This is a genomic window from Flexivirga sp., from assembly GCF_035551235.1.
Taxonomy (GTDB): Bacteria; Actinomycetota; Actinomycetes; order Actinomycetales; family Dermatophilaceae; genus Flexivirga.
Window position 1 is genome coordinate 195,406 of record NZ_DASZNO010000019.1, and the last position, 25,319, is coordinate 220,724.

The window sequence follows — 25,319 nt, forward strand, 5'->3', positions numbered from 1 at the left end:
CGGTCAGCCGACGGCGCGGATGGCTTTCTCGTCGTCCGCCTTCTTCTTGGCCGCCGCCTCCTCGGCCGCGCGCCGCTGCTCCCGGCGCTGGGCGGCCTTCTTCGGGTCGTGCTTCTCCTGATAGGCGTCCAGCACATCGTCGGTGGGACCGTCCATCAGGATCTGGCCCTCTTCCAGCCAGATCGCGCGGTCGCAGGTCTCGCGGACGACGCCGAGGCTGTGGCTGACCAGGAACACCGTGCCGGCTTCCTTGCGCAGCTCCTGGATCCGTCGCTCACTGCGGCGACGGAACTCGGCATCGCCGGTCGCCAGGGCCTCGTCGATCAGCAGGATGTCGTGTGACTTGCTGGACGCGATCGCGAAACGCAACCGCGCTCCCATACCGCTGGAGTAGGCGTTCATCGGCAGCGAGATGAAGTCGCCGATCCCGGAGAACTCGCAGATGTCGTCGAAACGTTCCTCGACATCCTGCGGCGTCATACCCATTGCCAGACAGCCCAGGGTGATGTTGCGCTCACCGCTCATCGTCGAGATGAGGGCGGCGTTGACGCCGAGCAGGGCTGGCTCGCCACGCGTGTAGACCGCGCCCGAGGAGGGCGTGAGCAGGCCGGCGATGCCGCGCAGCAGGGTGGACTTGCCGGAGCCGTTGGGGCCGATGAGGCCGATCGCCTCGCCCTCCCAGGCGGTGAAGCTGACGCCACGCACCGCCTTCACCTCGCGCATGCCGGGTTTCGACGCGCCGGTCACCGTGCGCGCCAATGCGAGGGCACCGCCGCGGTTGGCGTAGCGGCCGGAGATCTTGTAGGTCAGGTGGACGTCGTCTGCGACGACGGTGGGCTTGCGCTCCTCGACAGGTTCAGTCACGACCGTACGACTCCTCTGCCTTCCAGAAGTACACATATCCGACGACCAGCACGCCGACGGACCACGCCAGGGCGGTGAGCCATTGGCTCGGCGTCGTGCCCGGCCCTGACGCGAGGAACGCACCACGGTAGAGCTCGACGTAGGTGGTGACCGGGTTCGCGTTCAGGATCGCGGCCGCGGTCGGCTTGGACTTGGTGAACGAGTCGATGCTGAACATGATTCCGGAGGCGTACAACCACACCCGCAACGCGAACGGCAGCATCTGCGACACGTCCGGGATCTTGGCCCCGACCCGCGCGAAGGCGAAGGCCAGACCCGCACAGAACATCGTCTGCAGCGCCACGGCAGGGATGAGCAACAGCCACTGCACCCGCACCGGTTCGCCACTCAGCAGCACGATCGGGATCAGCACCACCAGCGAGGCCAGCAGATGCTGCAGGGCGATCGTGGTGGAGGACACCGGGAACACCGCCCGCGGGAAACGCAGCGTGCGTGCCAGCGAACGGTTCGACTGCAGGGAGCGGGCCCCGCTCGTCACCGAGCTCTGGACGAACTGGAAGACGAAGATGCCGATGACCAGGAAGCCGAGGTAGTTCGGGACACCGCGACGGGTGCCGATGAGGAGCCCGAAGATCAGGTAGTAGACGGCGGCGTTCAGCAGCGGGGTCAGCACCTGCCAGGCCTGCCCCAGGAAACTGCGGGAGTACCCGGACGCATTCGTCGCCCGGGAGAACTCGACGATGAAGTACCGGCGCTGCCACAACTCACGGGTGTATTCGGACAGCGATGCCCGGGCTCCCGCACGCTTCAGGCCATAGCGCGCCACGAGGGCCTGGGCGTCCTCACTGGACCCCGGGGCCTCTCCTGGCGGCTTCATGTATGCCTGTCCCGACTCTGTCACAACGCGCAACGATACGACATCTGCGGCACAACTCCGTGCCATCACGCTCCCGCGGGACCCGATCGATACACAGGGTTCACCCGCCATCGTTCCCTTCGTGCGCCCGGTACTGCCCGCCCGGGCGCACGAACATGAGCAACGTCACACCGAGGAGACGGTTTCCTGAACGTCGCACTCGGAATCTGTCCCTATTCTGTCGCCGATCTGACCCCGCGGCCGGCCCGAAGACCCGGCTCCCCATCCCATACGTCACGGGCTGGCCTGTAGCAACCGGCAGCCCCGCCCAGGAGGCCCTCATGCGACAGCACTCTGCCGACAGTTCCCGCCGAGGTGGTCGGCGGTGAGTCTCCTGCAGTTGCCGACCAAGCGGCTGACCGAGCCCGACCGGCGCGCGCGTCTCGGTGCAACCCTTCGCCGATGGACGATCCGGTCGGCGGTGGTCGCCGCGGTCCTGGTCGTGGCGTTCGTCCTGTTCAAGGTCGCCGTCAACATCGCGACGACCTACCTCTGGTTCGACTCGGTCCACGACGGGTCGGTCTACTCCACCGAGATCTGGGCGAAGGTCCTGCTGTTCGCCGTCTTCGGGGTGATCGGCGCCGCCGTCGGCGGGGGGACGATGTATGCCGTGAGCCACTTCCGCAGGCGGCTCTCGATCAATGAGAGCGACGATGTGTTCCGCGCAGGCTTCCGCCGCTACGAGCCGCGGTTCCGCTGGCTCATCGTGGCGGCGACCGCCGTGGCCGCCGGTGTGTCGTCCGGCAAGCACGCCGCCGCCCAGTGGCAGACCTACCTGCTGTGGAGCCACGCGACACCGTGGCACAAGACCGATCCGGTGTTCCACAAGGACATCTCGTTCTTCATCGAGATCAACCCCTTCCACGTCGCCGTCGTCACGTTGCTCTCGGGCAGCATCCGGTACGGCCTGTACATCGCCGTGATCGCCGGCTACTGGTATGGCGGGTGGCGGGTGCGCGGTGGCCGCCAGAAGGTCACGCGCGGCATGGTCGTCGTACTCTCCGCCCTGATCGGCGCGTACGCACTGCTGAAGGCGGTCGGTTACTGGCTGTCCCGCTACGCGGTGACCACGTCGGGCCAGGGCCCGGTGACCGGTGCCGGTTACACCGCCGTTCACGCACTGCTGCCCAGCAAGGACACGATGGTGGTCATCACCGCGCTGTGCGCGGCCGCTCTGCTGGTGAACGCCTTCGTGGTCGGCCGCGCCCGGATGCTGCTCGCCTCCGTCGTGGCGCTGGCCGTGGCCGCCGCCGTGGTCGGCGTCGGCTGGCCGAAGCTGGTCTATCGCCTGCGCGAGGCGCCCAGCGCCGCACAGGTCGACCTGCCGGAGATCGCGCACAACCAGAAGGCGACCCTGGCGGCATTCGGTCTCGACGGCAACGTGAAGACCATCGCCTACCACCAGGAGGCGAAGTCCAACAGCAAGGCGCTGACGAAGCTGGCCGGCCAGAACGCGCAGATCCCGGTGATCGACCCCAACAAGCTGTCCCCGACGTTCACCGTCAAGCAGCAGATCCAGCCGTACTACCAGTTCAAGTCGACCCTGGACATCGGCAACTACCGGCTGCCGGGCACCTCCAACGCCAAGAACGACGTCGCACTCGCCGTGCGCGAACTGAACCTGTCGGGTGTGCCGTCGAACAACTGGGTCAACAGTCACCTCGTCTACACCCACGGCTACGGCATCGTGGCGGCACCGACGTCGCGCATGGACACCGCCACGGAGAGTCCGGCATTCCTGGACGGCGGCATACCCCCGGCCCAGCAGATCCCGGTCAACCGGCCGCAGATCTACTTCGGCCAGTCGTTCCCGACGGGCTCCTACGCGATCGTGGGACAGCCGACCGGCAGCCACCAGCAGCTCGAGTTCGACCACCCGGGCGCGAAGGGCTCGGCGAAGTCGGCGCACACGACATACAGCGGGAAGGGCGGCATACCCGTCGGGTCGACGTTGCGTCGTCTCCTCTTCGCGGTGCAGTTGCACAGTCCGAACGTGCTGTTCAGCTCCGAGATGAACTCGGCCTCGCAACTGCTCGAGTTCCGCAACCCGCGAGCCCGGGTCGCGAAGGTGGCGCCGTGGCTGACCCTCGACGGCGACGTCTACCCCGCGGTCGTCAACGGGAAGATCAAGTGGATCGTCGACGGGTACACCACGTCCAACAAATATCCCGAGTCGCAGATGGTGAACCTGCACAACGCGACCAGCACCTCGCTGACGCAGAACGGTTCATCGGTCTCGCAGCCGGGTCAGGGCGTCAACTACATGCACAACTCGGTGAAGGCCGTCGTCGACGCCTACACCGGCAAGGTGACGCTCTACTCGTGGAACCAGAAGCAGCAACCCGACCCGTTGCTGAAGACGTGGGAGTCCGCGTTCCCCGGCCTGGTGAAGAGCCAGTCGAGCATCCCGTCGGCGCTGTTGTCCGAAATGCGTTATCCCACAGACCTTTTCAACGTTCAGCGGCAACTGCTCGCCAACTACCACGTGACGCAGCCGGCCGACTTCTACAGCGGCAACGACTTCTGGACGGTGCCGAACGATCCGACGGTCGCCGCGGCCAACAAGATCAACGCCAACGGCACGTCCTCGACGAGCTCGACGCCGTCCCAGCCGTCGGAGTACATCTCGATGTCGGCCGACGGGTTCGGTGGTCCGCGCTACGCCCTGTCCAGTCCGATGGTCACCTACAACGGACGCGACCTGTCGGCCTTCATGTCGGTCGACGCCTCACCCGGTCCCGATTACGGGAAGTTCACGGTGCTCGACTTCCCGTCGGAAGGCGCTGGTGAGTCACCGTCGCAGGTGCAGAACGACATCGAGTCCGACACCAGGATCACCGAGGCACTCACCCTGCAGCGTGGTGGCCAGTCGAAGGTCGTCCTGGGCGACCTCGAGGCGATCCCGGTCGCCGGTCGCCTGCTGTATGTCGAGCCGGTCTACACCCAGTCGACGGGCAACCAGTCCTTCCCGATCCTGCGACACGTGATCGCGTTGTACGGCAACGGCACTCCGTCGTTCGAGGACACCCTGCCCCAGGCGGTGAAGGCCGCGGTGCAGTCCTCCAGCAGCACCAACTGATCCGGACCCCGCCGGCCCGAGCGGCGGGGAAACCGACCGAGCGGCCCACGAAATGCAGGCATTTCGTGGGCCGCTCGTCAGTTGGTGGTCCCGTCGAACAGAGAGTCGTCCGTCGAACAGGCCCCGTCGCCAGAGCCCGTCGCCAGGGCCCCGGGGGTCAGGACACGCCGTACCCGAGGGCGTCCAGCTTCTTCTCCAGGTATGGCGCCAGGGTCCGTGCGTAGGTCGCGGTCATGTGCGAGGCGTCGAAGTAGACCGTGACGCCACCGATGACCGCCGGGCAGGTCTTCTCATTGCAGAAGAGGTTCGTCAGGTCGATCGTGTGCACGCCCTTCATCCCGACTGCAGCAGCCTCGTAGGGGTAGTGCCACTTCCACGAGGTGGGCGTGCCGGCGCACTTGTCGTTGTTGCCGGAGTTCTGCGCCAGGCAGTCCGGAACGTTCTGCATGGTGTTGCCCGGGTAGGGCAGGTCGTGCAGCACGATGATCGGCGTGCCGCCGGCGGTCCACTTCTTCAGGTAGGAGCGGAAGCCGGCGCGGGCGATCTTCTCGCCCTTCGTCCAGTCCGTCTGACCCTCCGGCAGGACCGACTCGCGGTTGGACGTGATGATCAGGTCGTACTGCCCGTGCGCGGTGTGGTCCAGCACCCACTTGCCGTAGTCGTGGCATCGGTCGGACACCTCCTTGGTGTCGAACTGTTGCCGGGTGTCGCTCGGCGCGCACTGCGAGATCAGGTAGGTCGTGATCGACCAGTTGTTCTTCTTGGCGAGCTCCATCAGCGCCGGCTGCCAGTGCCCCGCGTGCGAGTTGCCCACCAGGGCAACCTTTTTGGAGCCCTTGCCGTAGTGGCATACCGGCCGATTGGTGAAGGGACGATAGGCCCAGCACCCGTCGGCGTAGGCCACTTCCTTGTCGTCCTTCGCCGCATCCGGCGACGGCACCGGGGCCGCCGACGGGTCCTGCGGGCAGGCCTTGAAGCCCTTGGCCATCGAGGCGGCTCCGAAACACGGGCCGGCGTCCGCGACCGCGGCTTCGGCAGCGCGTTGCTCCGCCTGGATGTGCGCGTTGCCCGCCCACCACCAGCCGCCGGCCGCGAGCGCCAGGGCGGCCATGGCGGCCACTCCGTAGCGGTAGGTGTTGAACAGCACGCGGTGGGTACGCCGCTGGCGGAACACGTCCTCGACATACTTCTTGCACAGTCCGGCGAGTATGACGGAGACGACCAGGATCGAGACCCGGTCCAGCAGGCCGAGGTGTCCGCTGACATATGGCAGCAGCGCGATGAGTGGCCAGTGCACCAGGTAGAGCGAGTAGGAGATGTCGCCGAGGTATTGGACCGGGCGCAGTCCGAGCACCCGCCCCAGCACGGAGGAGTCCGGCGGTGTGCCCCACAGCACCAGCGCCGTGCCGACCGTCGGCAACAGCGCGGTGTAGCCGGGGAACGGCATGCTGCCGACATACCAGAACCCCGTGACGAGGATGGCGATGATGCCCAGCCAGGACACGAGGGCACGGGCTCGTCCCGTCATACTCCTGACACTGGCGGCGGGCAGTGCCGCGACCAGGCCACCTAGCGCGAGCTCCCACATCCGGGTCGGCGTGACGAAATATGCGCCGGCCGGGTTGATCGAGGTGTACCAGACCGACACCACGAGCGATGCCGCGAACACCACCCCGATCACGGTCATCAGGCGCATCGTCACCTGCGCGGTGCTCGGTGTACGACGGGTGGCGTGCCGGTAGGCCCACCAGATGGCCAGCGCCATGAGGAACGGCCAGACGACGTAGAACTGCTCCTCCACCGACAACGACCAGTAGTGCTGCAACGGACTGGGCGCGTCGTCCTCGGCGAGGTAGTTGACGCTGTTCCCGGCAAGCACCCAGTTCTGGACGTAGAACGTGCTGGCCAGGATCTGCCGGGCGGTCGTCGTCCACATCGTCGACGGAGCGACCCACCAGGTCGCCACTCCCGTCGCCAGCAGAACCACCAGTGCGGCCGGCACGAGGCGCCGGATGCGGCGGGCCCAGAAGTCGGCGAACCCCCGGGCGGAGGTGGGCCGATTCTTCAGCAGGACCGCGGTCATCAGGAAGCCGGAGATGACGAAGAAGACGTCGACGCCGGTGAATCCACCGGTCAGCCGGTTCGGCCAGATGTGGTAGATCACCACCAGCAGCACGGCGATGGTCCGCAGGCCCTGGATGTCCGCCCGGAAGCCGGTGGAGCTTCCGATGGTCGTGTTCTCGGAATCGGTTCGGCTGGTGGTGCTACGCGTTGGGGCGCTCAACTACTGGGCCTCTCAGGGGATCATGGCCGGGATGGTGTCAGCGGGTGCTGTCAGCCGACGCTCTCTTCCCGGCCGGGGAGTTCACGGCGGACATCGATGACGGCGCCGGTCAGGTCCGATGCCAGCACCGCCAGTGAGGCGTCGGCGACCTGCTCGGCCGACAGCAGGGTGCCCGGCGGTTCCTCGCCGAACGCCGCGAGCCGCATCGGCGTGGCCGCCCGCTCGGGGTTGATGACATTGACCTTGATGTCGTCGGCGGACCACTCCTCGGAGAGCGCCTGGGTCAGGTTGACCACGGCCGCCTTCGTGGAGGAGTACAACGCGTAGTTCTCCCGCCCACGCGTGTAGGACGACGAGGTGAAGTTCAGCAGGTGGCCGCCCGACTTCTTCAGGTACGGGTACGCCGCGCGGGCGACGTTGACCGGCGCGAGATAGTTGACGGCGATCACCTTGGCGACGTCGTCCTGGGTCGCCTCGGCCAGCCTGCCCATCTGCAGTACGCCGGCGGTGAGCACGACCGCGTCGATCTGGCCGTGCTGCAGCGCGGTCTCCTTGAACGCCTTGGCGATCTGGTCCTCGTCCTCCACGTGCAGACCGGTCGTGGACCGACCGTGCGCCACGACCGTGGCGCCGAATCCCCGCGCCAGCCGGTCGATCTCGGCACCGATGCCGTAGCTGCCGCCGAGGATGACGATGACCTTGTCCTTGAAGAACGCCCGCAGGTCACCCTCCGGCAGTGGAGCCTCCTGGGTGCCCAGCTGGAAGAACTTGTCGACGATGTACATGTCGAGCGGGTAGGTGACCTTCATGTTGCGGTCGGAGCCCTGGATCGTCTTGGTCTGCACGTCCGGGAGGTACTTCAGCACGACACCGCAGTCGTCGGTCGCGGAGAAGTAGGGGTCGTCCGCTGCCAGTTCGTAGGCCGACCGCAGCACGGAGAGCTTGAAACCCTGCGGCGTCTGCCCGCGCCGCAGGAAGCTGCGATCCGGGATGTGCGTGATGATCTCGTCCTCGTCCACCGAGACGATGGTGTCCGCCGAGGGTATGACGACGTCGACGGCGTTGTAGCTGTCGAGGGCCGCCGCGCAGTCCTTCAGGATCCGCCCGTCGACCAGCGGCCGCACCGCGTCGTGCAGCAGGATCTTGGCTTCGTCCTCCTCGATCGCGTTGAGCACCCGCATGGTGGTCTCGTTGCGGGTGGCGCCGCCCTCCAGGATCCGCGAGACCTTGGGGTACTTGTCCGCCAGGATCGTCGCGGTCTTCTCCGACCAGCCCGGGGTGACCATCACGATCATCTCGTCGACGACCGAGGAGTCGTGCAGCGCAGCGACCGTGTGCTCGAGGATGGTCTTGCCGGAAACCTTCACCATCTGCTTGGGCACACTGAGCCCGAGCCGAGCCCCGACCCCACCGGCCAGCACCACTCCGTACGTCTTCACGCGGTCATTCACCTTTTCCCTGTGTCGACACCCTGGCGCCGTTCGCCCGGTCGGGCCGGGCGAGTTTAACAAGGCTGCGGACTTGTTCGTCGCTTGCTGTTCACCTGGAAGACTCATCCGTTCAGCACCGACCTCGCCGCGGCCTGGAACAAGCGCACGCTGTCGCGCTCGTTGCCGAGGTAATGGGCCCGCAGGTCTCGCCGCGCCGACCTGAGCGGGTCGGCGTCGGCGTCCAGCACCGGGCGGAGCGCATCGGCGAGGTCATCGCGCACGTCGACCAGATATGCCGCTTCCAGCACGGGGTAGTCGTCGGCGCCCGGATACTGGCCGGCTCCGGTGGGGAGCACCACTGCCAGCGGCTTGCACGACGCGAGGTAGTCCGAGGCGACGCTCGAGATGTCGGAGATCATCGCGTCGGACCGGTTGAAGTTGTCGATGATCCCCTCCGAGAGCGCCTGCGAACTGGTCAGGTGTGGGCTGTCCGAACTCGCTGCGGCTTCCAGCTGTGCGTCGATCCGGGCGATGATGGCTGCCGCGCGCCGCTGGCCCCGCGACAGCGGGTGCGGTCGGAACACCACGCGAGCTCCTCCTTCCAGTAACGCTCGCACGATCTGCTCGCCATACTCCATCGAACTCAGGCTCATCTCCCGCATCCCGGACTGCCAGGTCGGCGCGTAGAGCACGGTGCGCCGGCCGGGCACCGGGTCGATGTTGTGCTCGGTGGCCGCCGCGACCTGTGGCCGGCCGACGATCACGAACTTGTCCTCGGGCACGGACACGCCGTGCCGGGCGAACCTGTCGATCGCGGCCCGACCGGCCACGAAGTCCTGGTCGAACATCGCGAACATGGGGTGATAGCTGGACGGTTTGTCGGAGTCGCCATGATTCAGCTGCACGTGTGTACGGTCGATGTACCGGATGCCGTCGGTGCACTCACTGTGGATGTTGACGTAGAACACCGCTCGCACGCTGGGCACCATGCAGGCGTCCAAACCGGTGACGCGTGGGCAGGCGATGAGCGGCGCACTCGTCAGTCGGGCCGCCCGCGGCAACATCTCGGGATTGCGCGCCAGGATCGCGAACGGCACGCCGAGCTGCTCCAGCTGCGGCAGCCACATCCGCACCTGGTAGTCGCCGTCGACCGGCCCGCTGAAGTAGACGAAGAACTCCGGGGCATACCGCTCCAGCGCGCGGGTCACCTCGCGGTCGACGCTCCCGTCCCGGCGGGCCCGCACCGCCGAACGCAGCCGTATGGCGCAGGCGGCCGCCGCGGCCAGGACGAGCACGAGCACCAGCACGCTCACGACATCCGGCACGTCCCCGCCGGAGTCGGCGAGCAGCAGCAGGGCGAGCAGCGCTGCTGCGAGCGGCACGACCGGTGTGAGGGCGCCCGGCTCGTGCGCTCGGGGGTCACTGGGGACACCGGGAAGGTTCACCGCTCGAACCCGCGGTACGACCCGTTGGTGCAACGGCTCCTGGGCCAGGCAGACGGCAGCCGCGACACCCGCGGTCAGCGCGACCCACACGGTGGCTCCGCCGTGTGCCCGCAGGCTCAGCACACAGGACAGCGCGGTCAGCAGCGGGATGGTCGCCAGCACCGGGCCGGGACGGTGCCGGCCGACGACGATCAGTGCGGCCTGTTGCGCCAGCACGAGTACGCCGATGACCCACCCGGCAACCGGCCACACCGCAAGGGCGACGGTGGCCGCCGCAAGGGCGACCAACGCCCACACGCTCATGCCGGACCGGGCGATCCGAGCCACCATGGCGATCATGCTCGACGGTCGCCGATGCTGGTCGTTCACGTGGCTCCTCCCGGTTGTTCGCCGCGGGCGATTGTCGCAGGCGACCGTACGACACCACGCTGGGACCGTCGCTGGGTGGTGCTCCGTCGATGACCGGCCTGCCGCTTGATCGATGCAGGCCCCGATCACGCATCCGAATGAGCAGGAGTAGTAGAACAGAACACGCGCCGTCACGCGCAGCCAACACGACCTTCGCCACCAACCCGTCAGGTGAACGCATGAAGACCGTCCCACTCGCACCCTACGTAGACGATGCGGGCAACCGCGTCGAATTCACCGGCCCCCCGTCCGAGTCCGTCAAGATCACCTTCCGGGGCAAGAACAACGTGGCGCGCATCCACCCCGATGCCGTCGCGCGGAAGCTGAGCGTCGACTTCAACGGCAACAACGGCACGTTCGAGCTCGGCAGCAACCCGCAGAAGCGGGGCTTCTCCGCCAGCGTGCGCGTCGGACAGGACGCCTCCGTCCGCATCGGCGACGGTGTCTCGTCGACCTCCGGAGTGCTCATCTCCGCGGTCGAGGGCGTGACGGTCAGCATCGGTGACGACACGATGTTCGCCAGCAACAACCAGGTCCGTGCCGATGACGGTCACCCGATCTTCGACGTGCAGACCGGGAAGCGGGTCAACGTCGCCGGCTCGATCTCGATCGGCGCGCACACCTGGGTCGGGATCGGCGCGATCGTGCTGGCCGGCGTCGAGATCGGCGAGGGCACCGTGATCGGCGCGAACAGCATCGTCACCCGCAGCGTGCCGAACAACGTCATCGCGGTGGGTTCACCGGCGAAGGTGACACGTACGGACATCGCGTGGGAACGCCCCCACCTCGGACTCACCGAGCCGTTCTACAAGCCGGACGCGTCGACGATCACCAAGTCGAAGTACTGGCGGCGGACGGATGCCCGCAGCGTGGCGAAGGACCCTGCGAAGGACACCGCCAAGGACACCGCTAAGGACACCGCCACGGACGCGGCGAAGGGCACTGCGGCGCGCCCGCCCCGGAAGGGCGGCAAGCTCGCGCACTCCCGCCATCGCGTCAGTCGGCTGCTCGCCCTCCGCCGCGGGCGACGAACGAGTTGAGGCCCCTTCTCAGCTGCGGCGATTCGTACCTCATTTAAGATCGCCCGACATGACTGCCTCGCCCGCTCGCCCACTCGCCCTCGCCACGGCCGCCGTGCTCGTCGCGGTGATCACCGGATGCTCGGGCTCGGGCAGCGGTGCCGCTCCGAAGCCCACCACCCATGTCTCGGTTCCCACCACGGTGCCCGCGGCCCCGACACCGACCCCGAGCACGTCGGCCGCGGCAGGCAGCATCCGCAGCAGCGATTCGTCCTTCTCGCTCGTCGCACCGACCGGCTGGAAGAAGCTCGTGCAGAAGCCCGCGACGCTGGCGGTCAAGGCACCGTCCCCGCAGGACAAGGTGACGACGAATTTCAACGTGATCGTGCAGAACCCCCAGCCGGTCCCGGCCCTCGACGATGTGGTGACACAGGCCGAGATCGCCTGGCGTCAGCAGGGCGTGCACATCAAGGACAAGCCGGACCGCACGATCGGCGGACTGCCCGCTCGCGGTTACACGTTCAACCGCAAGGCGCAGGGTGCGAGCTTCACCCAGACCCAGTACTTCGTGGTCTTTCGCAGCCACGTCTACTCGATGACGATGACCAGCGCCTCGTCGGCGGATGCCGCCGCCGGTGCCGAGCAGGCCCTCACCGGGATCTTCTCGACCTGGGCCTGGAAACAGCACTGAGACCTTCGTCGCGCTGAGCCGGCTCTCGCTGATCACGCATCCCACGGTGACGTGCGACGATGGGACGTGTGAGTGAGAAGCAGCAGAAGTCGCAGTCCCGCAGCCAGCCGTCGCCCGAGGCGTTCCGGTCCTTCATCAGCTCCGGCTGGACGCCGCGCAGCGGCGCGAAACCGGACCGCGCAGCAGTTGCCGACTTCGCCGCGAAACGCCGGGATGCCGTGTCGGCAGTGTTCCCGGGCGAGCGTCTCGTCATACCTGCCGGTGGCCTGAAGGTCCGCAGCAACGACACCGACTACGTCTTCCGGCCGCACTCGGCGTTCGCCCATCTGACCGGCCTCGGCGCGGACCGCGAGCCGGACGCCGTGCTGGTGCTCGAGCCGCGCGACGGCGGCGGGCACGACGCGGTGCTCTACTTCCGGCCGCTGGCCGGGCGGGACACCGAGGAGTTCTTCGCCGACTCGCGCTACGGCGAGTTCTGGGTCGGCAGCCGTCCCACGATCGAGGACATCGAGGCCGAGCTGGGCGTCATCGCCCGGCACATCGACGAGCTCACCGACGCGGTCGCCAAGGACGCCGGTGAGATCGGTGTGCGGGTGGTGCGCGACGCCGACGCCGAGGTCACCGAGACCGTCGACAAGGCCCGTGCCGCCGAGGCGGAGACGGAGTCGGCGTCCGAGGAGCGCGTCGAAGCCGATGCCGAGCTCGGGCGCATGTTGTCCACGCTGCGCCTGGTCAAGGACGCCTTCGAGATCGAGCAGATGCGCCAGGCGGTCGACGCGACCGCGGAAGGTTTCGAGGCGGTCATCGCCGAGTTGGCCGAAGCGGTCCGCCGGGGTCGTGGCGAGCGCTGGGTCGAGGGCATCTTCGGCCTGCACGCACGACACCGCGGCAACGGCGTCGGTTACGACTCCATCTGCGCCGCAGGCGATCACGCCAACACCCTGCACTGGATCAAGAACACCGGTGACGTCCAGGAGGAGGACCTCGTCCTGCTCGACGCCGGTGTCGAGGTCGACTCGCTCTACACCGCCGACATCACCCGCACTCTCCCGGTCGACGGCACCTACGACGAGGCTCAGCGCAAGGTCTACGAAGCGGTGTATGCCGCCCAACAGGCCGGCATCGCCGCAGTGAAGCCGGGCAACAAGTTCTCCGACATACACGCGGCGGCGATCCGGGTGATCGCCGAGCACCTGCACGAGTGGGGCCTGTTGCCCGACGGCGTCGACGTCGAGGCCACGCTCGACAAGGAGAAGGGGCAGTTCCACCGCCGCTGGATGGTGCACGGCACCAGCCACCACCTCGGCATCGACGTGCACGACTGTGCGCTGGCATTGCGCGAGGACTACATGGACGCCGAGCTACAACCCGGCATGATCCTGACCGTCGAGCCGGGTCTCTACTTCAAGGCCGACGACGAGCTGGTGCCGGCCGAACTTCGCGGCATCGGGGTGCGCATCGAGGACGACGTGCTGGTGACCGAGGACGGCCACGACGTGCTGTCCGCGGACATTCCGAGCAAGCTGGAGGACGTCGAGGCCTGGATCGCGCGCGTCCGCGGGGGCGCGCAGGCCTGACTCAGTCGGTGCGCTCGGCGAGGTCCCGGCCGAGCTCACCGGCCAGTCGTTCGGTGAGTTCCGAGAGCACCCGCAGGTCCTTCGCCGACAGCGCGTCGAGCCGGCGGTCGTCGGCCGTCCGCAGTGCCGCGGCCGCGGCCTTGAGCCGGCTGCGGCCCTCGGCGGTCAGCGTGACGATCCGCAACCGCTGATCGTCGGCGTCCTCGCGGGTGCTCGTCAGGCCGCCGTCCTGCAGCCTGCGCACCAGCCGCGCGGCGTTGCCGCGTGTGCACAGCAACACGTCCGCGAGCCGGCTGACGGTCAGCTCCCGAAGGGGGCTCTCGTCGACCGCGCGCAGCAGGGCGTACTGCGTCGGCGTCAGCCCGATCCGGCGCAGCGCGCGCCGGTCCCCGTCGTCGAGCAGCACGAAGATCTGCTGCAGCTGCCGCACCAGCTGGCTCCTGGAATTCACCGACACCCCTAGACACTAACCCGCGGCGGTGGCACGATCCGTTTGGTTACTAGTCACCAAACTAGGAGGTCCCATGCCCACCTCGTCCCCGCGACGCCGCCGGCTGCACCATCTCACCGCTGTGGCCGCCGCGCTCTCCGTGACAACAGCTGGGGCCACCTTCGTGCCGGCCGCCACCGCCCACGCCATACCTCCGGCGCACAGCCGGACCACGGCCGCCGCCGCGGCGTCCGGCGGCACGTCGGCCGATGAGACCGGCGACGTCATCTACGAGCTGATGACGGACCGCTTCTACGACGGCGACACGGGCAACGACGACCCGGCGAGCAGCTCCGGTCTGTATGACGGCAGCCACCAGAACTGGCAGCTGTACTGGGGCGGCGACTTCGCCGGAGTCACCGCGAAGATGCAGTACCTGAAGGACCTCGGCATCGGTGCCATCTGGATCTCCCCACCGGTCCAGAACGTCAACGTGCCGGTCGGCAGCGGAAGCGCGAAATCCTCCGGATACCACGGGTATTGGGGCATGGACTACTACGTTCCCGAGCCGCACTTCGGCGACTGGTCGGCCTTCGACGCCATGGTCTCGGCGGCCCACGCGCAGGGCATCAAGGTCGTCATGGACTGGGCACCGAACCACACCAGCCCGGAGGACACCAACGACCCGGGTTACGCCGCGGACGGCGCCCTGAAGAAGAACGGCGTCACCCAGTCGGAGTACGACAACGACCCGCAGGGCTGGTTCCACCACAACGGCGGTGTGCAGGACTACCAGGACCCCTACCAGGCGGAATACAAGAACCTGTTCAATCTGGCCGACCTCGCTCAGGAGAACCCGTCGGTCACGAACTACCTGCAGGGCGCCGTGGACACCTGGCTCGGGCACGGTGTCGACGGCATCCGGATGGACGCGGTCAAGCACATGCCCGGCGGCTGGCTGAAGGGGTATGTCGACCACATCGACAGCACCCGCAGCGTCTTCACCTTCGGCGAATGGGCAGACCCCTCCTCCGCCCCGATGTGGCCGGACGAGGTGAAGTTCGCCAACACCGACGGGATGTCCCTGGAGAACATCGATCTGAACGCCGCGGAACGCAGCGCCTTCTCCGGCAGCGGCTCGATGAAGGACATCGACGCAGCCCTCACCCGGCAGCAGAGCCAGTTCGCGCACCCGAACCAGCTGGTGAACCTGGTCGACGACCAGGACGAGTCACGGCTGTTGTCCGTGTACGACAACACCACACGCCTGGACCAGGCCGAAGTCGTGAACCTGACGGTGCCCGGCATACCTTCCGTCTATTACGGCGACGAGCAGTACCTGCACAACGACACCACGAACGGCTCCGGCCAGGTCGGTGGCGATCCCTACAACCGGCCGATGATGACCTCGTTCTCGGAGTCCACCCGCGGGTTCACGATCATCCACGACCTGTCCGCGTTGCGCCGGGCGAACCCCGCGCTGCGCTTCGGCGCCTCGGGGCAGCGCTGGATGAACGACGACGTCTATGTCTACGAGCGCACGTTCGCCGGCAACGTCGTGCTCGTCGCGGTCAACAAGAGCACCACGAACAGTTACGCACTGTCCGGCCTGCAGACCGCGTTGCCGGCCGGTCAGTATGCCGACTCGCTCGGCGGCGCGCTCGGCGGCGGCACCCTGACCGTCGGCTCCGGCACCGGCGGCAGCAACCCCGCCGGGCCGTACACCCTGCAGCCCGGACAGGCCGCGGTCTGGTCGTATGTCGCCCCGACCACCAGCACCCCGACGGCTGGTACGACGACACCGACCATGGGGCACGCGGGTGACGCCATCACCGTCGCCGGCACGGGCTTCGGCGACACGACGGGCACCGCGACCGTCGGCGGCGTCGCTGCGACCGTGCAGTCCTGGTCCCCTACCGAGGTCCAGCTGTCCGTGCCCGCGGGCGCGCCGGCCGGCGACGACAAGGTCGTCCTGACCTCCGCCACCGGACACGTCGGCAGCGGCGTGACCTACCACGTCGAGTCCGGCCCGCAGGTGCCCGTGACCTTCACCGTCACCGGGACGTCGACCTCGCCCGGTGACGAGATCTACCTGACCGGCAACGACGACGAGCTCGGCAACTGGAGCACCGACACGAGCAAGGCGATCGGACCGCTGCTGGACCCGGCATACCCGAGCTGGTTCTCGATGGCGAGTGTCCCGGGCGGGGCGACGGTGCAGTACAAGTTCTTCATCAAGAAGGCAGACGGCAGCATCGTCTGGGAGGGCGGGTCCAACCACAGCTACACCGCTCCGACATCCGGCACCGGGTCCACCACGGTCGCCTGGCAGAACTGACCGCAACGGCGAGCGCCCCGGCCGCCCGCAGCATCAACGCTGTGGGCGACCGGGGCGCTTGTGCGTGCGACGATCAGTCGTGGCGAGCGGTCCCGCCGACCCGCCACATCCGCAGCAATGCACCGTCGGTCGCGGGCAACCGCACCCGGCCGGCGTCGGCATCGATCGCGCTGGCCTGGTGGACGGGCACGAGATCGGCGTCCAGGCTCAGCTCGATCGACGGTGCGGCGTCCCGGCCGGCCGCCACGAGGATCGCCTCGGTGGCGGTCTCGCGCAGGAACACCAGGGTGTCGTCGTCGACATACAGCCAGCGCAGGCCGCCGTGCCGCAACGCCGGCTCCCGCCGGCGCGTGCCGAACAACTCCAGGTGCGCGTCCCAGGTCGGCTGGTCGCGATCGCCGGGGCGATTCCACGGCATCGGCGTCCGCGCGTCCTCGCCCCAGCCGCCCTCGAGCCCGAACTCCGAACCCGCGCAGATCATCGGGGTGCCGGGCAGCGTCGCCTGCAACCCGACGGCCACCAGGTGCGCCTCCCGCGAGCCGGTCACGGTGCGCATCCGGGCCACGTCGAAGGAGTCCAGCAGCTGCCAGGAGTGCACCAGCGAGCGCCACGACATCCCCGCCGCGGACTGCCGTATGGCGCGCACGACGTCGACGCCGCCGCGGCGCGGCACTCCGCCGGGCTCCCCCATGAAGTCGGCGGATTCGAGCTCGGGACCGCGCAACCAGGTCCACAGCGGCCGGGTGAAACCGGCGTAGTTCATGGCGCCCTGCCAGCCGCCCCGGTCCAGGTCCGGACCGGCGTCGTGATTGTGCTCGCCGATCAGCATCGCGTCCGGGCGCTCGGCCCGGATCTGCTCCGCCAGGTGACGCGCCACGTCATGGTTGACATCCACGGCGCCGCACCGGCCGGTCATGTTCGCGACGTCCACCCGCCAGCCGTCGTAGTACTGCAGCCAGCGGCGGACCGTCGCGGTCATCCGGTCGACAACCAACGGGCTCCGCCAGTCCAGCTTCGGCAGGGTCGGCACGCCATACCAGCTCTCGTAGCTGCCGTCGTCGTCGAAATAGAACATCTCGCGCTCAGGCGCGGCCGGGTCCTGCTGGGCGGTGCGGAACCACTCGTGCCGGTCGCCGCAGTGGTTGGTGGTGATGTCACCGATCAGCCGCATCCCGCGCTCGTGCACCGCCTTGGCGAGCCGTTCCAGCGCGATGTCGCCGCCGAGGATGTCGTCGACCCGGTCGAAGCCGGCTGCGTCATACCGATGGCAGGACCCGGCCGGGAAGACCGGGCGCACGTAGATGGTGTCGGCCCCGAGCGCGGCGATGTGGTCGAGGTGTTCGGCGATGCCGTCGAGATCGCCACCGAAGATCTGTCCCGGAGTGCGCTCACCACGGCCGATCACCTCGTCGGTGTCCCACTCGCAGGCCGTCGCCCACTCGGGCAGTTCGTCCGCCTCGAGCGGTCCGGCGGTGACGGACCGGGCGAACCGGTCGGGGAAGATCTCGTAGACGATCGCCTCGTCGGTCCACGCCGGCGGCGCCTGCTCGGCCACCAGCCGGAAATCCGTGGTGTCGGGCAGGTCCGCGGTGCTCACGCCGGTCGCCGTCACCCAGAACTTCTCGGCCGCGTCGCTCTCGACCAGGAAGCGGTAATGGGTGATCGGGTTGCGTACGACGACCTGCGCACGCCACCACTGATCACCGGCGCCATACCCGGCGATCGCCCGGCCGGTCCGCTCGCGATCGAGCTGTGCCGAGGCGAAGACCGGCTCGCCGTCCGGCGCGCTGCGGACGTGTACGGCGGTCGCCCGCACCTCCTTCGGTATCCGCAGCCAGACGTCGACCGCCTCGCCCAGCTGCGGCGCGGGCGTCGAGACGTAGAGCGACGATCCGTCGTGATGCGGTTGTTCGGAAAGCTGTGGAGACAGAGCCATGGAGGGTCCTCGCGCGGTGCGGGCGCCTCGACGCGGCCAGTGCTGCGTGGGGCGCGGCGGTGAAAAAATTGGTGACTAGTCACCAATTATGGTGTCGCGAAGATACCGCTTCGGACAGTGAGGGTCAATGGTCCGCCGAGACAGCCGACCTAACGGCGGTGGCATGCGAACGGCTGGTGCCGGCACTCCCCGATAGTGGCCGGCACCAGCCGTTTTCCTCCCCATTGGCTCCGGCCGTGTCCGGCCGGAGGCGAGTCCCCCGCGGTGCTGATATCGAGTAGACGACGCTGGAGCTGAATCCGTTGCGTCACCTCCCAGGACGTGTCCCTTTCGTGATCTTCGCCGCACGAGAAGCCGGCCAAGGCGACAGGCAAGGACCACCCGACCGAACGACGAGCGGACGCCCGCGGAGACGACGACCGGGTTGGGTGGAGCGACACGCGAGCGTGCGAGCCGTCGCTCCACCCAACCCGCGAGGAGTCGAACCAGAGGATTCAGTACACGTAGATCTGCCGGGCGTTCTTGACGTACCCACCCCTGATCAGCATGTCCTGCGCGGCGATCGACAGGCGGCAGCAACCGTGCGAGGCGTTGTATGTCGGCACGCTGGTCGAGCCGTGCAACGCGATCCCGCCGTTGAAGTAGTACGGCTTGTACATCGATCCGAGTGCGCCGGTCTGCCAGCCGTTCGCGTGGCTGTAGACGCTGAATTTCCCGCTCGGGGTCCGGCCGTCATACCACCGGCCCCAGGCGTAGAACGGCTTGTTGGCCCCGGTGCTGGTGTTGAGCGTGTAGCGAACGGTCGACCCCCACACGACCAGCGCGAGCTGCCGTGTCTTGTCGATCTCGATGCGATACCCCCAGCCATAGCGGGCCGGCCGTCGGGTGTTGGACGCGACTTTGGACCAGGTGAGCGGACCGACGACTCCGTCCCTGGCCAGGCCCCACGCCTTCTGCAGTGCGAAGACCGCCTGCTGGGTCTGCCCGCCGAAGACGCCGTCGGCGGTGCCGCACCAGTAGCCGACGTAGTTGAGCCGCTGCTGCAGATAGGTGACCGTCGAGCCGCGGCTGCCGTATTGCACGGTCGGTCGGGTTGCCGCTTCGGCACTGCCGGCCCGGGCGATGCCGACGACTCCGATGGCGCCGACTGCCGCCGCCCCGCCCAGCGCCTGCCGCCGTGTGATCGATGTATTCATTTCTCCCCCACTTTTCCCCGGTCGCCCGGACGAGCGACTCCGTCGAATCCCCCTCGACAACACGATTGTCGTCGCAGTGTGTCGGGTATGACGTGCGAACCGACAAAAAGGTTGGCCACTCGTCCGGACAATTTCTCCGGCCCGGCCCGGGATACGCTCTCGTCGTGTCGGAAGTGACTACCGCCCTGGCCAAATCGAAGGTCGCGTGGCTGCTGTTGCCACCCGACCGCACCGTCCCCTGCTGGTATGCCGCCTCGGGTGAGACGGCATACATCGTCGGCGGTGACGGCGAGCAGCCGATCCCCGAGTTGCCGGCCGAGCTGCGAATCACCTTGCGGGACAAGGAGACCCGCCGGGCCATCGGCCCGGTGCCGGCCAGCGCGACACGGATCGGACCCGACTCGCAGGACTGGGCAGCGGCCACGACCGCCCTGCTCGGCGCTCGGCAGAGCAACCCGCCCGAGGGGCTCCGGGAACACTGGGCGGAGCACTGCACGGTGTGGGCCCTGCGTGTCCACGAGGAACTGCCCGCACACCACGCCGATCCGCCGCAACCCTCACCGGTCACACCTGACTAACCTTTCACGGGTGAGCAGCCGAGTCTTCGTAGCCCGGATCGCCGGACTCACCGTGCTGGACCCCCTCGGGGACCGCGTGGGGAGGGTCCGGGACGTCGTCATGAGTTTCGGAGGCACCGAGCCACGTGCGATCGGCCTGGTCACCGAGGTGCCGGGCAAGCGCCGGGTATTCGTGCCGATGACCCGCGTCACCAGCGTCGATGCGGGCGCGGTCATCACCACCGGTCTGGTCAACATGCGCCGTTTCGAGCAGCGCACCGGTGAAACCCTCGTGTTGGCAGAGCTTTTCGACCGTCGAGTGCAGGTCCGGCACGACGGCGAGACCGTCACGGGACTGGTCGAGGACATCGCGATCGAGCAGAACCTGCGGCGGGACTGGGTCCTGGTCAAGGTGTTCGTCCGGCAGGTCGACGGTGTCTCCTCGGCCTCGAAGGCCATGTCGCGGCTCACTCGCCGTCGCAGCGGCAAGACCATGCTGGTCGATGCGCGCGATGTCACCGGGCTGCATCAGCAGGCCAGCGCCCAGAGCGCCGAGCGGTTGCTCGAGGAGTACGAGGATCTGCGCGTGGCCGACCTGGCCGAGGTCATCCACGACCTCAATCCCAAGCGCCGCGCCGAGGTCGCCGCCGCGATGGACGACCACAAGCTGGCCGACGTCCTCGAGGAGTTGCCCGAGGACGACCAGATCGAGATCATCGCCGGGCTGGACACCGAGCGGGCCGCCGACGTGCTGGAGGCGATGGAGCCCGACGACGCGGCCGATCTGCTGTCGGATCTGCCGTCGGAGCAGGCCGAGCAACTGCTGCAACTGATGGAGCCGGACGAGGCGGCGCCACTGCGGCGCCTGCTGTCGTATGACGAGAACACCGCCGGCGGCCTGATGACCACCGAACCCGTGGTGCTGGGGCCGGAGGCCACCATCGCCGAGGCGCTCGCGGTGGTGCGCCGCGAGGAGCTGGCACCCGCGCTGGCGTCCGCGGTCTTCGTCAGTCGTCCGCCACTGGAGACCCCGACCGGCCGCTTCATCGGGCTCGTGCACACCCAGAAGCTGCTGCGCGAGCCACCGCAGACCGCGCTCGGCACGATCGTGGACGTGACGATCGAGCCGGTGGGCGTCGAGGCGCCCCTGGGCGAGGTGACGCGGCAGCTCGCGACATACAACCTGGTGAGCATGCCGGTGGTGGACGAGGCCGGGCGGCTGCTCGGCGCGGTCACGGTCGACGACGTGCTCGACCACATCCTGCCCGACGACTGGCGCGAGGCGCGCCATGAGCCGCGGCCGTCCGACGCACCCGCCACCGACGAGGAGGTCGTCTGATGGCGGACCGCGACACCGAGCGCCGTGGCGGTGGCCGGCGGCGCCACGAGACCGCACGCCTCGACCAGCCGCGGGAGGCCGTGCGCCGGTGGCTGCCACGCCCGACCGTCGACAAGGAGACCTTCGGGGTCCTGAGCGAAGCGTTCGCCCGCTGGATGGGCACCGCCCAGTTCCTCGTGCTGATGACGGTTTTCGTCGGCCTCTGGCTGGCCTGGAACACCTTCCTGCCGCCGAGCGCGCAGTTCGACCCGCGCGCCCAGAACTACACGCTGCTGACCCTCATCCTCAGCCTGCAGGCGTCGTATGCCGCGCCGCTGATCCTGCTCGCCCAGAACCGGCAGGACAACCGCGACCGGGTGGCGATCGAGTCCGACCGCGCCCGCGACGAGCGCAACCTCGCCGACACCGAGTTCCTGACCCGCGAGGTGGCGTCGCTGCGACTGGCGACCCGGGACAACGCCACCCGCGACTTCGTGCGCTCGGAGTTGCGCTCGCTGCTGGAGGAGATGGAGGAGCGCGGCTACCTGCGCACCCCGGAGCCGACCGACGACACCGATGACGAGGCGTCCTCGGCCTAGTGCGCGCCGGGTATGGCGCGGGTCACACCGCCTTGGCCGCCCCGTGCCCCGCTGGGAGCACGACCTACCATGGATGACATGCCCACCCCCTCGCTGGACGCCATTCGCGCTGCACTGGCTGATGTGCAGGACCCGGAGATCCACCGGCCCATCACCGAACTCAACATGGTCGAGTCCGTCGACATCGCCGACGACGGCAAGGTCACCGTGACGATTCTGTTGACCATCGCCGGCTGTCCGATGAAGACGCGCCTCCAGACCGACACCACCGCAGCGGTGAGCAAGGTCGAGGGCGTCACCGCCGTCGACGTCCGTCTCGGTGTCATGTCCGACGAGCAGCGCGCGGCCCTGAAGGACCAGTTGCGCGGCGGTCAGGCCGAGAAGGAGATCCCCTTCGCCAAGCCGGGCTCGCTGACGCGCGTCTACGCGGTCGCCTCCGGCAAGGGCGGCGTCGGCAAGTCGTCCGTCACCGTCAATCTCGCTGCGGCGCTTGCCGATTCGGGTCTTCGCGTCGGTGTCGTCGACGCCGACATCTACGGCTTCTCGGTGCCTCGCATGCTCGGCGTCGAGAACCGCCCGACGCAGGTCGACGACATGATCCTGCCCCCCGACAGCAACGGCGTGAAGGTCATCTCGATCGGCATGTTCGTGCCCGGCAACCAGCCCGTCGTATGGCGCGGCCCGATGCTGCACCGTGCGCTCCAGCAGTTCCTGGGCGATGTCTTCTGGGGTGACCTCGACGTGCTGCTGCTCGACCTGCCGCCCGGCACCGGCGACATCGCCATCTCGGTCGCCCAGTTGATCCCGAACGCCGAGGTCCTGGTCGTCACCACCCCGCAGCAGGCAGCCGCCGAGGTCGCCGAGCGCGCCGGTGCGATCGCGTTGCAGACCAAGCAGCGGGTCGCCGGCGTCATCGAGAACATGTCCTGGATGGAGCTGCCCGATGGCACCCGCCAGGAGATCTTCGGCAGCGGCGGCGGCCAGCAGGTCGCCGAGTCGCTGACCCGGTCGATCGGGGCTCCGGTCGAGCTGCTCGGCCAGATCCCCCTGGACGTCACCCTGCGCGAGGGCGCCGATCAGGGCACGCCCGTCGTGCTCGGCAACCCGGACTCCCCCGCAGCCGTCGCCCTGCGCGGCATCGCCAAGGGTCTGGCCACTCGCTCCCGCGGTCTCGCCGGCCGCTCGCTGGGCCTCACTCCCACCGGCCGCTGAGGCGTACCGGAAGTAGCGATCGTCGCTGGCACGCAGTCGCTGGCACGCAACAGCCCGGAACCGGCGAGCGAACGACGGGCCGACGGCCGCGGACGCGACAACCGAAATGATGGGTGGGGTGCAGCGAACTTGTTCGCTGCACCCCACCCATCATTTCGCGAGGAGCGGCAGCAAGAAGGGCTAGGTCGCGTCGTAGTCGAACGGCGTGGCGCGGTCGGGGTCGAACTTGTGCGGGTCGTATGACGGGCCGGTGGCCAGCTGCGGCACGTCGTCCGCGGCGGCATCGTCGGCAGCCGGGTCCGGGTCGGGGTCGAAGAGCGCGTCCCGGACGATCTTGCGCGGGTCGTACTGGCGGGGGTCGTACGCGCGCCAGTTGATGTCGTCGAACTCCGGACCCATCTGGTCCCTCAGCTGGGACTTGGCACCATCAGCCATGTCGCGCAGCTGGCGGATGTAGCCGCGCAGCTTGCCGACATACTCCGGCAGCCGGTCGGGGCCGATCAGGGCAGCGGCGAGCGCGATGAGAATCAGGAACTCCCATCCGCTGATGCCAAACATGTCGCCTCAATACCTTTCCCGCTGCAGCCATGGAGGCTTGTTCAGAATAAACTTCAGGGCCGGATGATTCTTGCACCCGAGCTGAATGCGGGTTGCGGCGACCGGTGGATGGGCTCTGCCGGCCGACCGGTCAGGGAGTCTGACGGGCTGCGACCTGGGCGAACATCGGCATCTCGTGGGTGAGGGTTCCGCTGACCTTCGACCGCGATCCCGAAGCATCGGTGGTCGCCTCGGTGGTCTTGGGCACCGACACGTTGCGCACGAGGGCCGCCCGCCCCGGGGACGCCGGTCGCGGGTTGTCGGGTCCCTGCGCGACGCCGGTCGCGGTCGACGCCACGAGCGCGACACCCACACAGCCGGCCACGGCGAAGAGCGCGAAGGCCATCGACTTGCGCGCGGATTGGTACTGCGGTGGCGCACTGCACGTCACCACGGCGGGTGAGGGACGCCGAGCGGCAGCAGGACCGGGCGCCGGCCGCCCGAGCGGCGTCTCCGGGTTCGTGGTGGCGAGCGACAGCAGCCCGGCCATGAGTTGCTGGTGGCCGCCGGAGTCGAAGCTGACCGTGCGCAGCTGCTCGATGATCGCGCGCTCCTGCTGCACGGCGTAGCGGCAGTGCTGGCACACCGTCAGGTGTATGTCGGCGCGGTACTCGTCCTGCGGGGAGAGCATGCCGTCGACGTAGTCGGCCACCCGCTCTCCCAAGTGGTCCTGCTCGGCACGCGCGAACTGATCGCGCGCGAACAGCATCACCGTGCTGCTCCGGCCGGGGCCAGGGTCGGCAGGCTCGGCCGGGTGCGGCCGGCCGGGCGGTTCTCCGGTGCGCGGTGGGCCAGGGCCTCGCGCAATTGCGCTCGCCCGCGGTGGATGCGCGAACGCACGGTGCCCAGCTTGATGCCGAGCGTTGCGGCGATCTCCTCGTAGGACAGGCCCTCGATGTCGCAGAGCACCACGGCAGCGCGGAAGTCCGGCGCCAGCGCGTCGAGCGCGTGCTGGACGTCGTCGTCGAAATGCGCATCGGCATACAGCTGCTCGGGACTGCCGTCCCGGCTGGGCAGGCGCGCAGCGGCGTCGTCCGCGAGCGCGTCGAAGCGGATGCGCTGCTTGCGTCGCATCTTGTCCAGGAAGACGTTGGTGGTGATGCGGTGCAGCCACCCCTCGAACGTGCCCGGACGGTAGGAGTGCAACGAGCGGAAGACACGCACGAAGACGTCGTGCGTCAGGTCCTCGGCGTCGTGCACATTGCCGGTCAGCCGGTAGGACAGGCGGTAGACGCGCGCCGAGTGCTCGGTGACGATCTCCTCCCAGGTCGGCGGCTCCCATCCCGGTGGCGCCACGTCGGGCACCTCGGTCTTGACTGCACCCCGCAGCAGTTGGTCGGTCATCGCTCTCGGCATTCCATCTCGTGTCATCGACTGTGCTTCTGGTGGTCCATCCTGCCGGATGAACCTGTGGCCCTGCTGT

The 25,319-nt window shown here is 68.4% G+C and carries 20 protein-coding genes; 9 read left to right on the forward strand and 11 right to left on the reverse strand.

The annotated features are described in order from the left end of the window. Positions 1 to 3: 3 nt before the first annotated feature. On the reverse strand, positions 4 to 864 hold the full coding sequence (locus VG502_RS03990; protein WP_325548731.1) for an ABC transporter ATP-binding protein: 861 nt from the start codon (positions 862 to 864) through the stop codon (positions 4 to 6). Continuing rightward, complete coding sequence (locus VG502_RS03995; protein ID WP_325548732.1) at positions 857 to 1,765, reverse strand: ABC transporter permease; 909 nt, start codon at positions 1,763 to 1,765, stop codon at positions 857 to 859. The genes VG502_RS03990 and VG502_RS03995 overlap by 8 nt, the downstream gene beginning before the upstream one ends. Before the next feature lie 340 nt (positions 1,766 to 2,105). Between VG502_RS03995 and VG502_RS04000 the strand changes: the two genes are divergently transcribed. Further along, positions 2,106 to 4,859 (forward strand): UPF0182 family protein, encoded by a 2,754-nt coding sequence (locus VG502_RS04000; RefSeq protein ID WP_325548733.1) that lies wholly within the window; start codon positions 2,106 to 2,108, stop codon positions 4,857 to 4,859. 157 nt (positions 4,860 to 5,016) lie between these two features. On the opposite strand, the gene VG502_RS04005 is transcribed toward VG502_RS04000, so the two are convergent. The 3 genes from VG502_RS04005 to VG502_RS04015 all read right to left on the reverse strand — a co-directional run bounded on the left by VG502_RS04005 (position 5,017) and on the right by VG502_RS04015 (position 10,387). Then, positions 5,017 to 7,143, reverse strand: a complete 2,127-nt coding sequence (locus VG502_RS04005) for an acyltransferase family protein (protein WP_325548734.1) — start codon at positions 7,141 to 7,143, stop codon at positions 5,017 to 5,019. Between the two features lie 50 nt (positions 7,144 to 7,193). Then, a complete protein-coding gene (locus tag VG502_RS04010) occupies positions 7,194 to 8,582 on the reverse strand; it encodes a bifunctional cytidylyltransferase/SDR family oxidoreductase (RefSeq protein ID WP_325548735.1) in 1,389 nt (462 codons plus the stop codon). Positions 8,583 to 8,695: 113 nt separating this feature from the next. Beyond that, positions 8,696 to 10,387 (reverse strand): CDP-glycerol glycerophosphotransferase family protein, encoded by a 1,692-nt coding sequence (locus VG502_RS04015; RefSeq protein WP_325548736.1) that lies wholly within the window; start codon positions 10,385 to 10,387, stop codon positions 8,696 to 8,698. Positions 10,388 to 10,605: 218 nt separating this feature from the next. On the opposite strand from VG502_RS04015, the gene VG502_RS04020 reads away from it, so the two are divergent. Genes VG502_RS04020 through VG502_RS04030 form a run of 3 tightly spaced genes read left to right on the forward strand, consistent with a single transcriptional unit; the run spans position 10,606 to position 13,713 of the window. Beyond that, complete coding sequence (locus VG502_RS04020) at positions 10,606 to 11,466, forward strand: acyltransferase (RefSeq protein WP_325548737.1); 861 nt, start codon at positions 10,606 to 10,608, stop codon at positions 11,464 to 11,466. Between the two features lie 49 nt (positions 11,467 to 11,515). Then, a complete protein-coding gene (locus VG502_RS04025; protein ID WP_325548738.1) occupies positions 11,516 to 12,136 on the forward strand; it encodes a hypothetical protein in 621 nt (206 codons plus the stop codon). A 59-nt stretch (positions 12,137 to 12,195) separates the two neighbouring features. Beyond that, entirely contained in the window at positions 12,196 to 13,713 is a 1,518-nt protein-coding gene (locus VG502_RS04030; protein WP_414655697.1) for an aminopeptidase P family protein, read from the forward strand. 1 nt (position 13,714) lies between these two features. On the opposite strand, the gene VG502_RS04035 is transcribed toward VG502_RS04030, so the two are convergent. Beyond that, positions 13,715 to 14,164 (reverse strand): MarR family winged helix-turn-helix transcriptional regulator, encoded by a 450-nt coding sequence (locus VG502_RS04035; protein ID WP_325548740.1) that lies wholly within the window; start codon positions 14,162 to 14,164, stop codon positions 13,715 to 13,717. Between the two features lie 73 nt (positions 14,165 to 14,237). On the opposite strand from VG502_RS04035, the gene VG502_RS04040 reads away from it, so the two are divergent. After that, positions 14,238 to 16,481 (forward strand): alpha-amylase family glycosyl hydrolase, encoded by a 2,244-nt coding sequence (locus VG502_RS04040; protein ID WP_325548741.1) that lies wholly within the window; start codon positions 14,238 to 14,240, stop codon positions 16,479 to 16,481. Between the two features lie 73 nt (positions 16,482 to 16,554). On the opposite strand, the gene VG502_RS04045 is transcribed toward VG502_RS04040, so the two are convergent. Then, a complete protein-coding gene (locus VG502_RS04045) occupies positions 16,555 to 18,417 on the reverse strand; it encodes a glycoside hydrolase family 13 protein (RefSeq protein WP_325548742.1) in 1,863 nt (620 codons plus the stop codon). Positions 18,418 to 18,911: 494 nt separating this feature from the next. Beyond that, positions 18,912 to 19,613, reverse strand: coding sequence for a L,D-transpeptidase family protein (locus tag VG502_RS04050; protein WP_325548743.1), 702 nt, complete (start codon positions 19,611 to 19,613; stop codon positions 18,912 to 18,914). Between the two features lie 164 nt (positions 19,614 to 19,777). On the opposite strand from VG502_RS04050, the gene VG502_RS04055 reads away from it, so the two are divergent. The 4 genes from VG502_RS04055 (at position 19,778) to VG502_RS04070 (ending at position 23,299) form a co-directional block, all read left to right on the forward strand. Continuing rightward, positions 19,778 to 20,191 carry a hypothetical protein gene (locus VG502_RS04055; protein ID WP_325548744.1) on the forward strand — a complete coding sequence of 138 codons (414 nt, stop codon included), beginning with the start codon at positions 19,778 to 19,780 and terminating at the stop codon, positions 20,189 to 20,191. Positions 20,192 to 20,201: 10 nt separating this feature from the next. After that, complete coding sequence (locus tag VG502_RS04060) at positions 20,202 to 21,509, forward strand: magnesium transporter MgtE N-terminal domain-containing protein (protein ID WP_325548745.1); 1,308 nt, start codon at positions 20,202 to 20,204, stop codon at positions 21,507 to 21,509. After that, entirely contained in the window at positions 21,509 to 22,087 is a 579-nt protein-coding gene (locus VG502_RS04065; protein WP_325548746.1) for a DUF1003 domain-containing protein, read from the forward strand. The genes VG502_RS04060 and VG502_RS04065 overlap by 1 nt, the downstream gene beginning before the upstream one ends. Before the next feature lie 78 nt (positions 22,088 to 22,165). Further along, complete coding sequence (locus VG502_RS04070) at positions 22,166 to 23,299, forward strand: Mrp/NBP35 family ATP-binding protein (protein WP_325548747.1); 1,134 nt, start codon at positions 22,166 to 22,168, stop codon at positions 23,297 to 23,299. Between the two features lie 180 nt (positions 23,300 to 23,479). Here VG502_RS04070 and VG502_RS04075 read toward each other — a convergent pair whose 3' ends face one another. The 3 genes from VG502_RS04075 to sigE all read right to left on the reverse strand — a co-directional run bounded on the left by VG502_RS04075 (position 23,480) and on the right by sigE (position 25,240). Then, positions 23,480 to 23,857 carry a twin-arginine translocase TatA/TatE family subunit gene (locus tag VG502_RS04075; RefSeq protein WP_325548748.1) on the reverse strand — a complete coding sequence of 126 codons (378 nt, stop codon included), beginning with the start codon at positions 23,855 to 23,857 and terminating at the stop codon, positions 23,480 to 23,482. Positions 23,858 to 23,987: 130 nt separating this feature from the next. Next, positions 23,988 to 24,605, reverse strand: coding sequence for a zf-HC2 domain-containing protein (locus VG502_RS04080; RefSeq protein ID WP_325548749.1), 618 nt, complete (start codon positions 24,603 to 24,605; stop codon positions 23,988 to 23,990). After that, positions 24,605 to 25,240, reverse strand: coding sequence for an RNA polymerase sigma factor SigE (sigE, locus tag VG502_RS04085; RefSeq protein ID WP_325548750.1), 636 nt, complete (start codon positions 25,238 to 25,240; stop codon positions 24,605 to 24,607). The genes VG502_RS04080 and sigE overlap by 1 nt, the downstream gene beginning before the upstream one ends. Positions 25,241 to 25,319 lie beyond the last annotated feature (79 nt).

Excerpts from the sequence above, each read along its gene's own strand:
- VG502_RS04080 (WP_325548749.1), bottom strand. The coding sequence starts at position 24,605 with ATGCTGTTCGCGCGCGATCAGTTCGCGCGTGCCGAGCAGGACCACTTG.
- VG502_RS04065 (WP_325548746.1), top strand. The coding sequence starts at position 21,509 with ATGGCGGACCGCGACACCGAGCGCCGTGGCGGTGGCCGGCGGCGCCAC.
- VG502_RS04075 (WP_325548748.1), bottom strand. The coding sequence starts at position 23,857 with ATGTTTGGCATCAGCGGATGGGAGTTCCTGATTCTCATCGCGCTCGCC.
- sigE (WP_325548750.1), bottom strand. The coding sequence starts at position 25,240 with ATGACCGACCAACTGCTGCGGGGTGCAGTCAAGACCGAGGTGCCCGAC.
- VG502_RS04045 (WP_325548742.1), bottom strand. The coding sequence starts at position 18,417 with ATGGCTCTGTCTCCACAGCTTTCCGAACAACCGCATCACGACGGATCG.
- VG502_RS04050 (WP_325548743.1), bottom strand. The coding sequence starts at position 19,613 with ATGAATACATCGATCACACGGCGGCAGGCGCTGGGCGGGGCGGCGGCA.
- VG502_RS04020 (WP_325548737.1), top strand. The coding sequence starts at position 10,606 with ATGAAGACCGTCCCACTCGCACCCTACGTAGACGATGCGGGCAACCGC.
- VG502_RS04040 (WP_325548741.1), top strand. The coding sequence starts at position 14,238 with ATGCCCACCTCGTCCCCGCGACGCCGCCGGCTGCACCATCTCACCGCT.
- VG502_RS04030 (WP_414655697.1), top strand. The coding sequence starts at position 12,196 with ATGGGACGTGTGAGTGAGAAGCAGCAGAAGTCGCAGTCCCGCAGCCAG.
- VG502_RS04070 (WP_325548747.1), top strand. The coding sequence starts at position 22,166 with ATGCCCACCCCCTCGCTGGACGCCATTCGCGCTGCACTGGCTGATGTG.
- VG502_RS04025 (WP_325548738.1), top strand. The coding sequence starts at position 11,516 with ATGACTGCCTCGCCCGCTCGCCCACTCGCCCTCGCCACGGCCGCCGTG.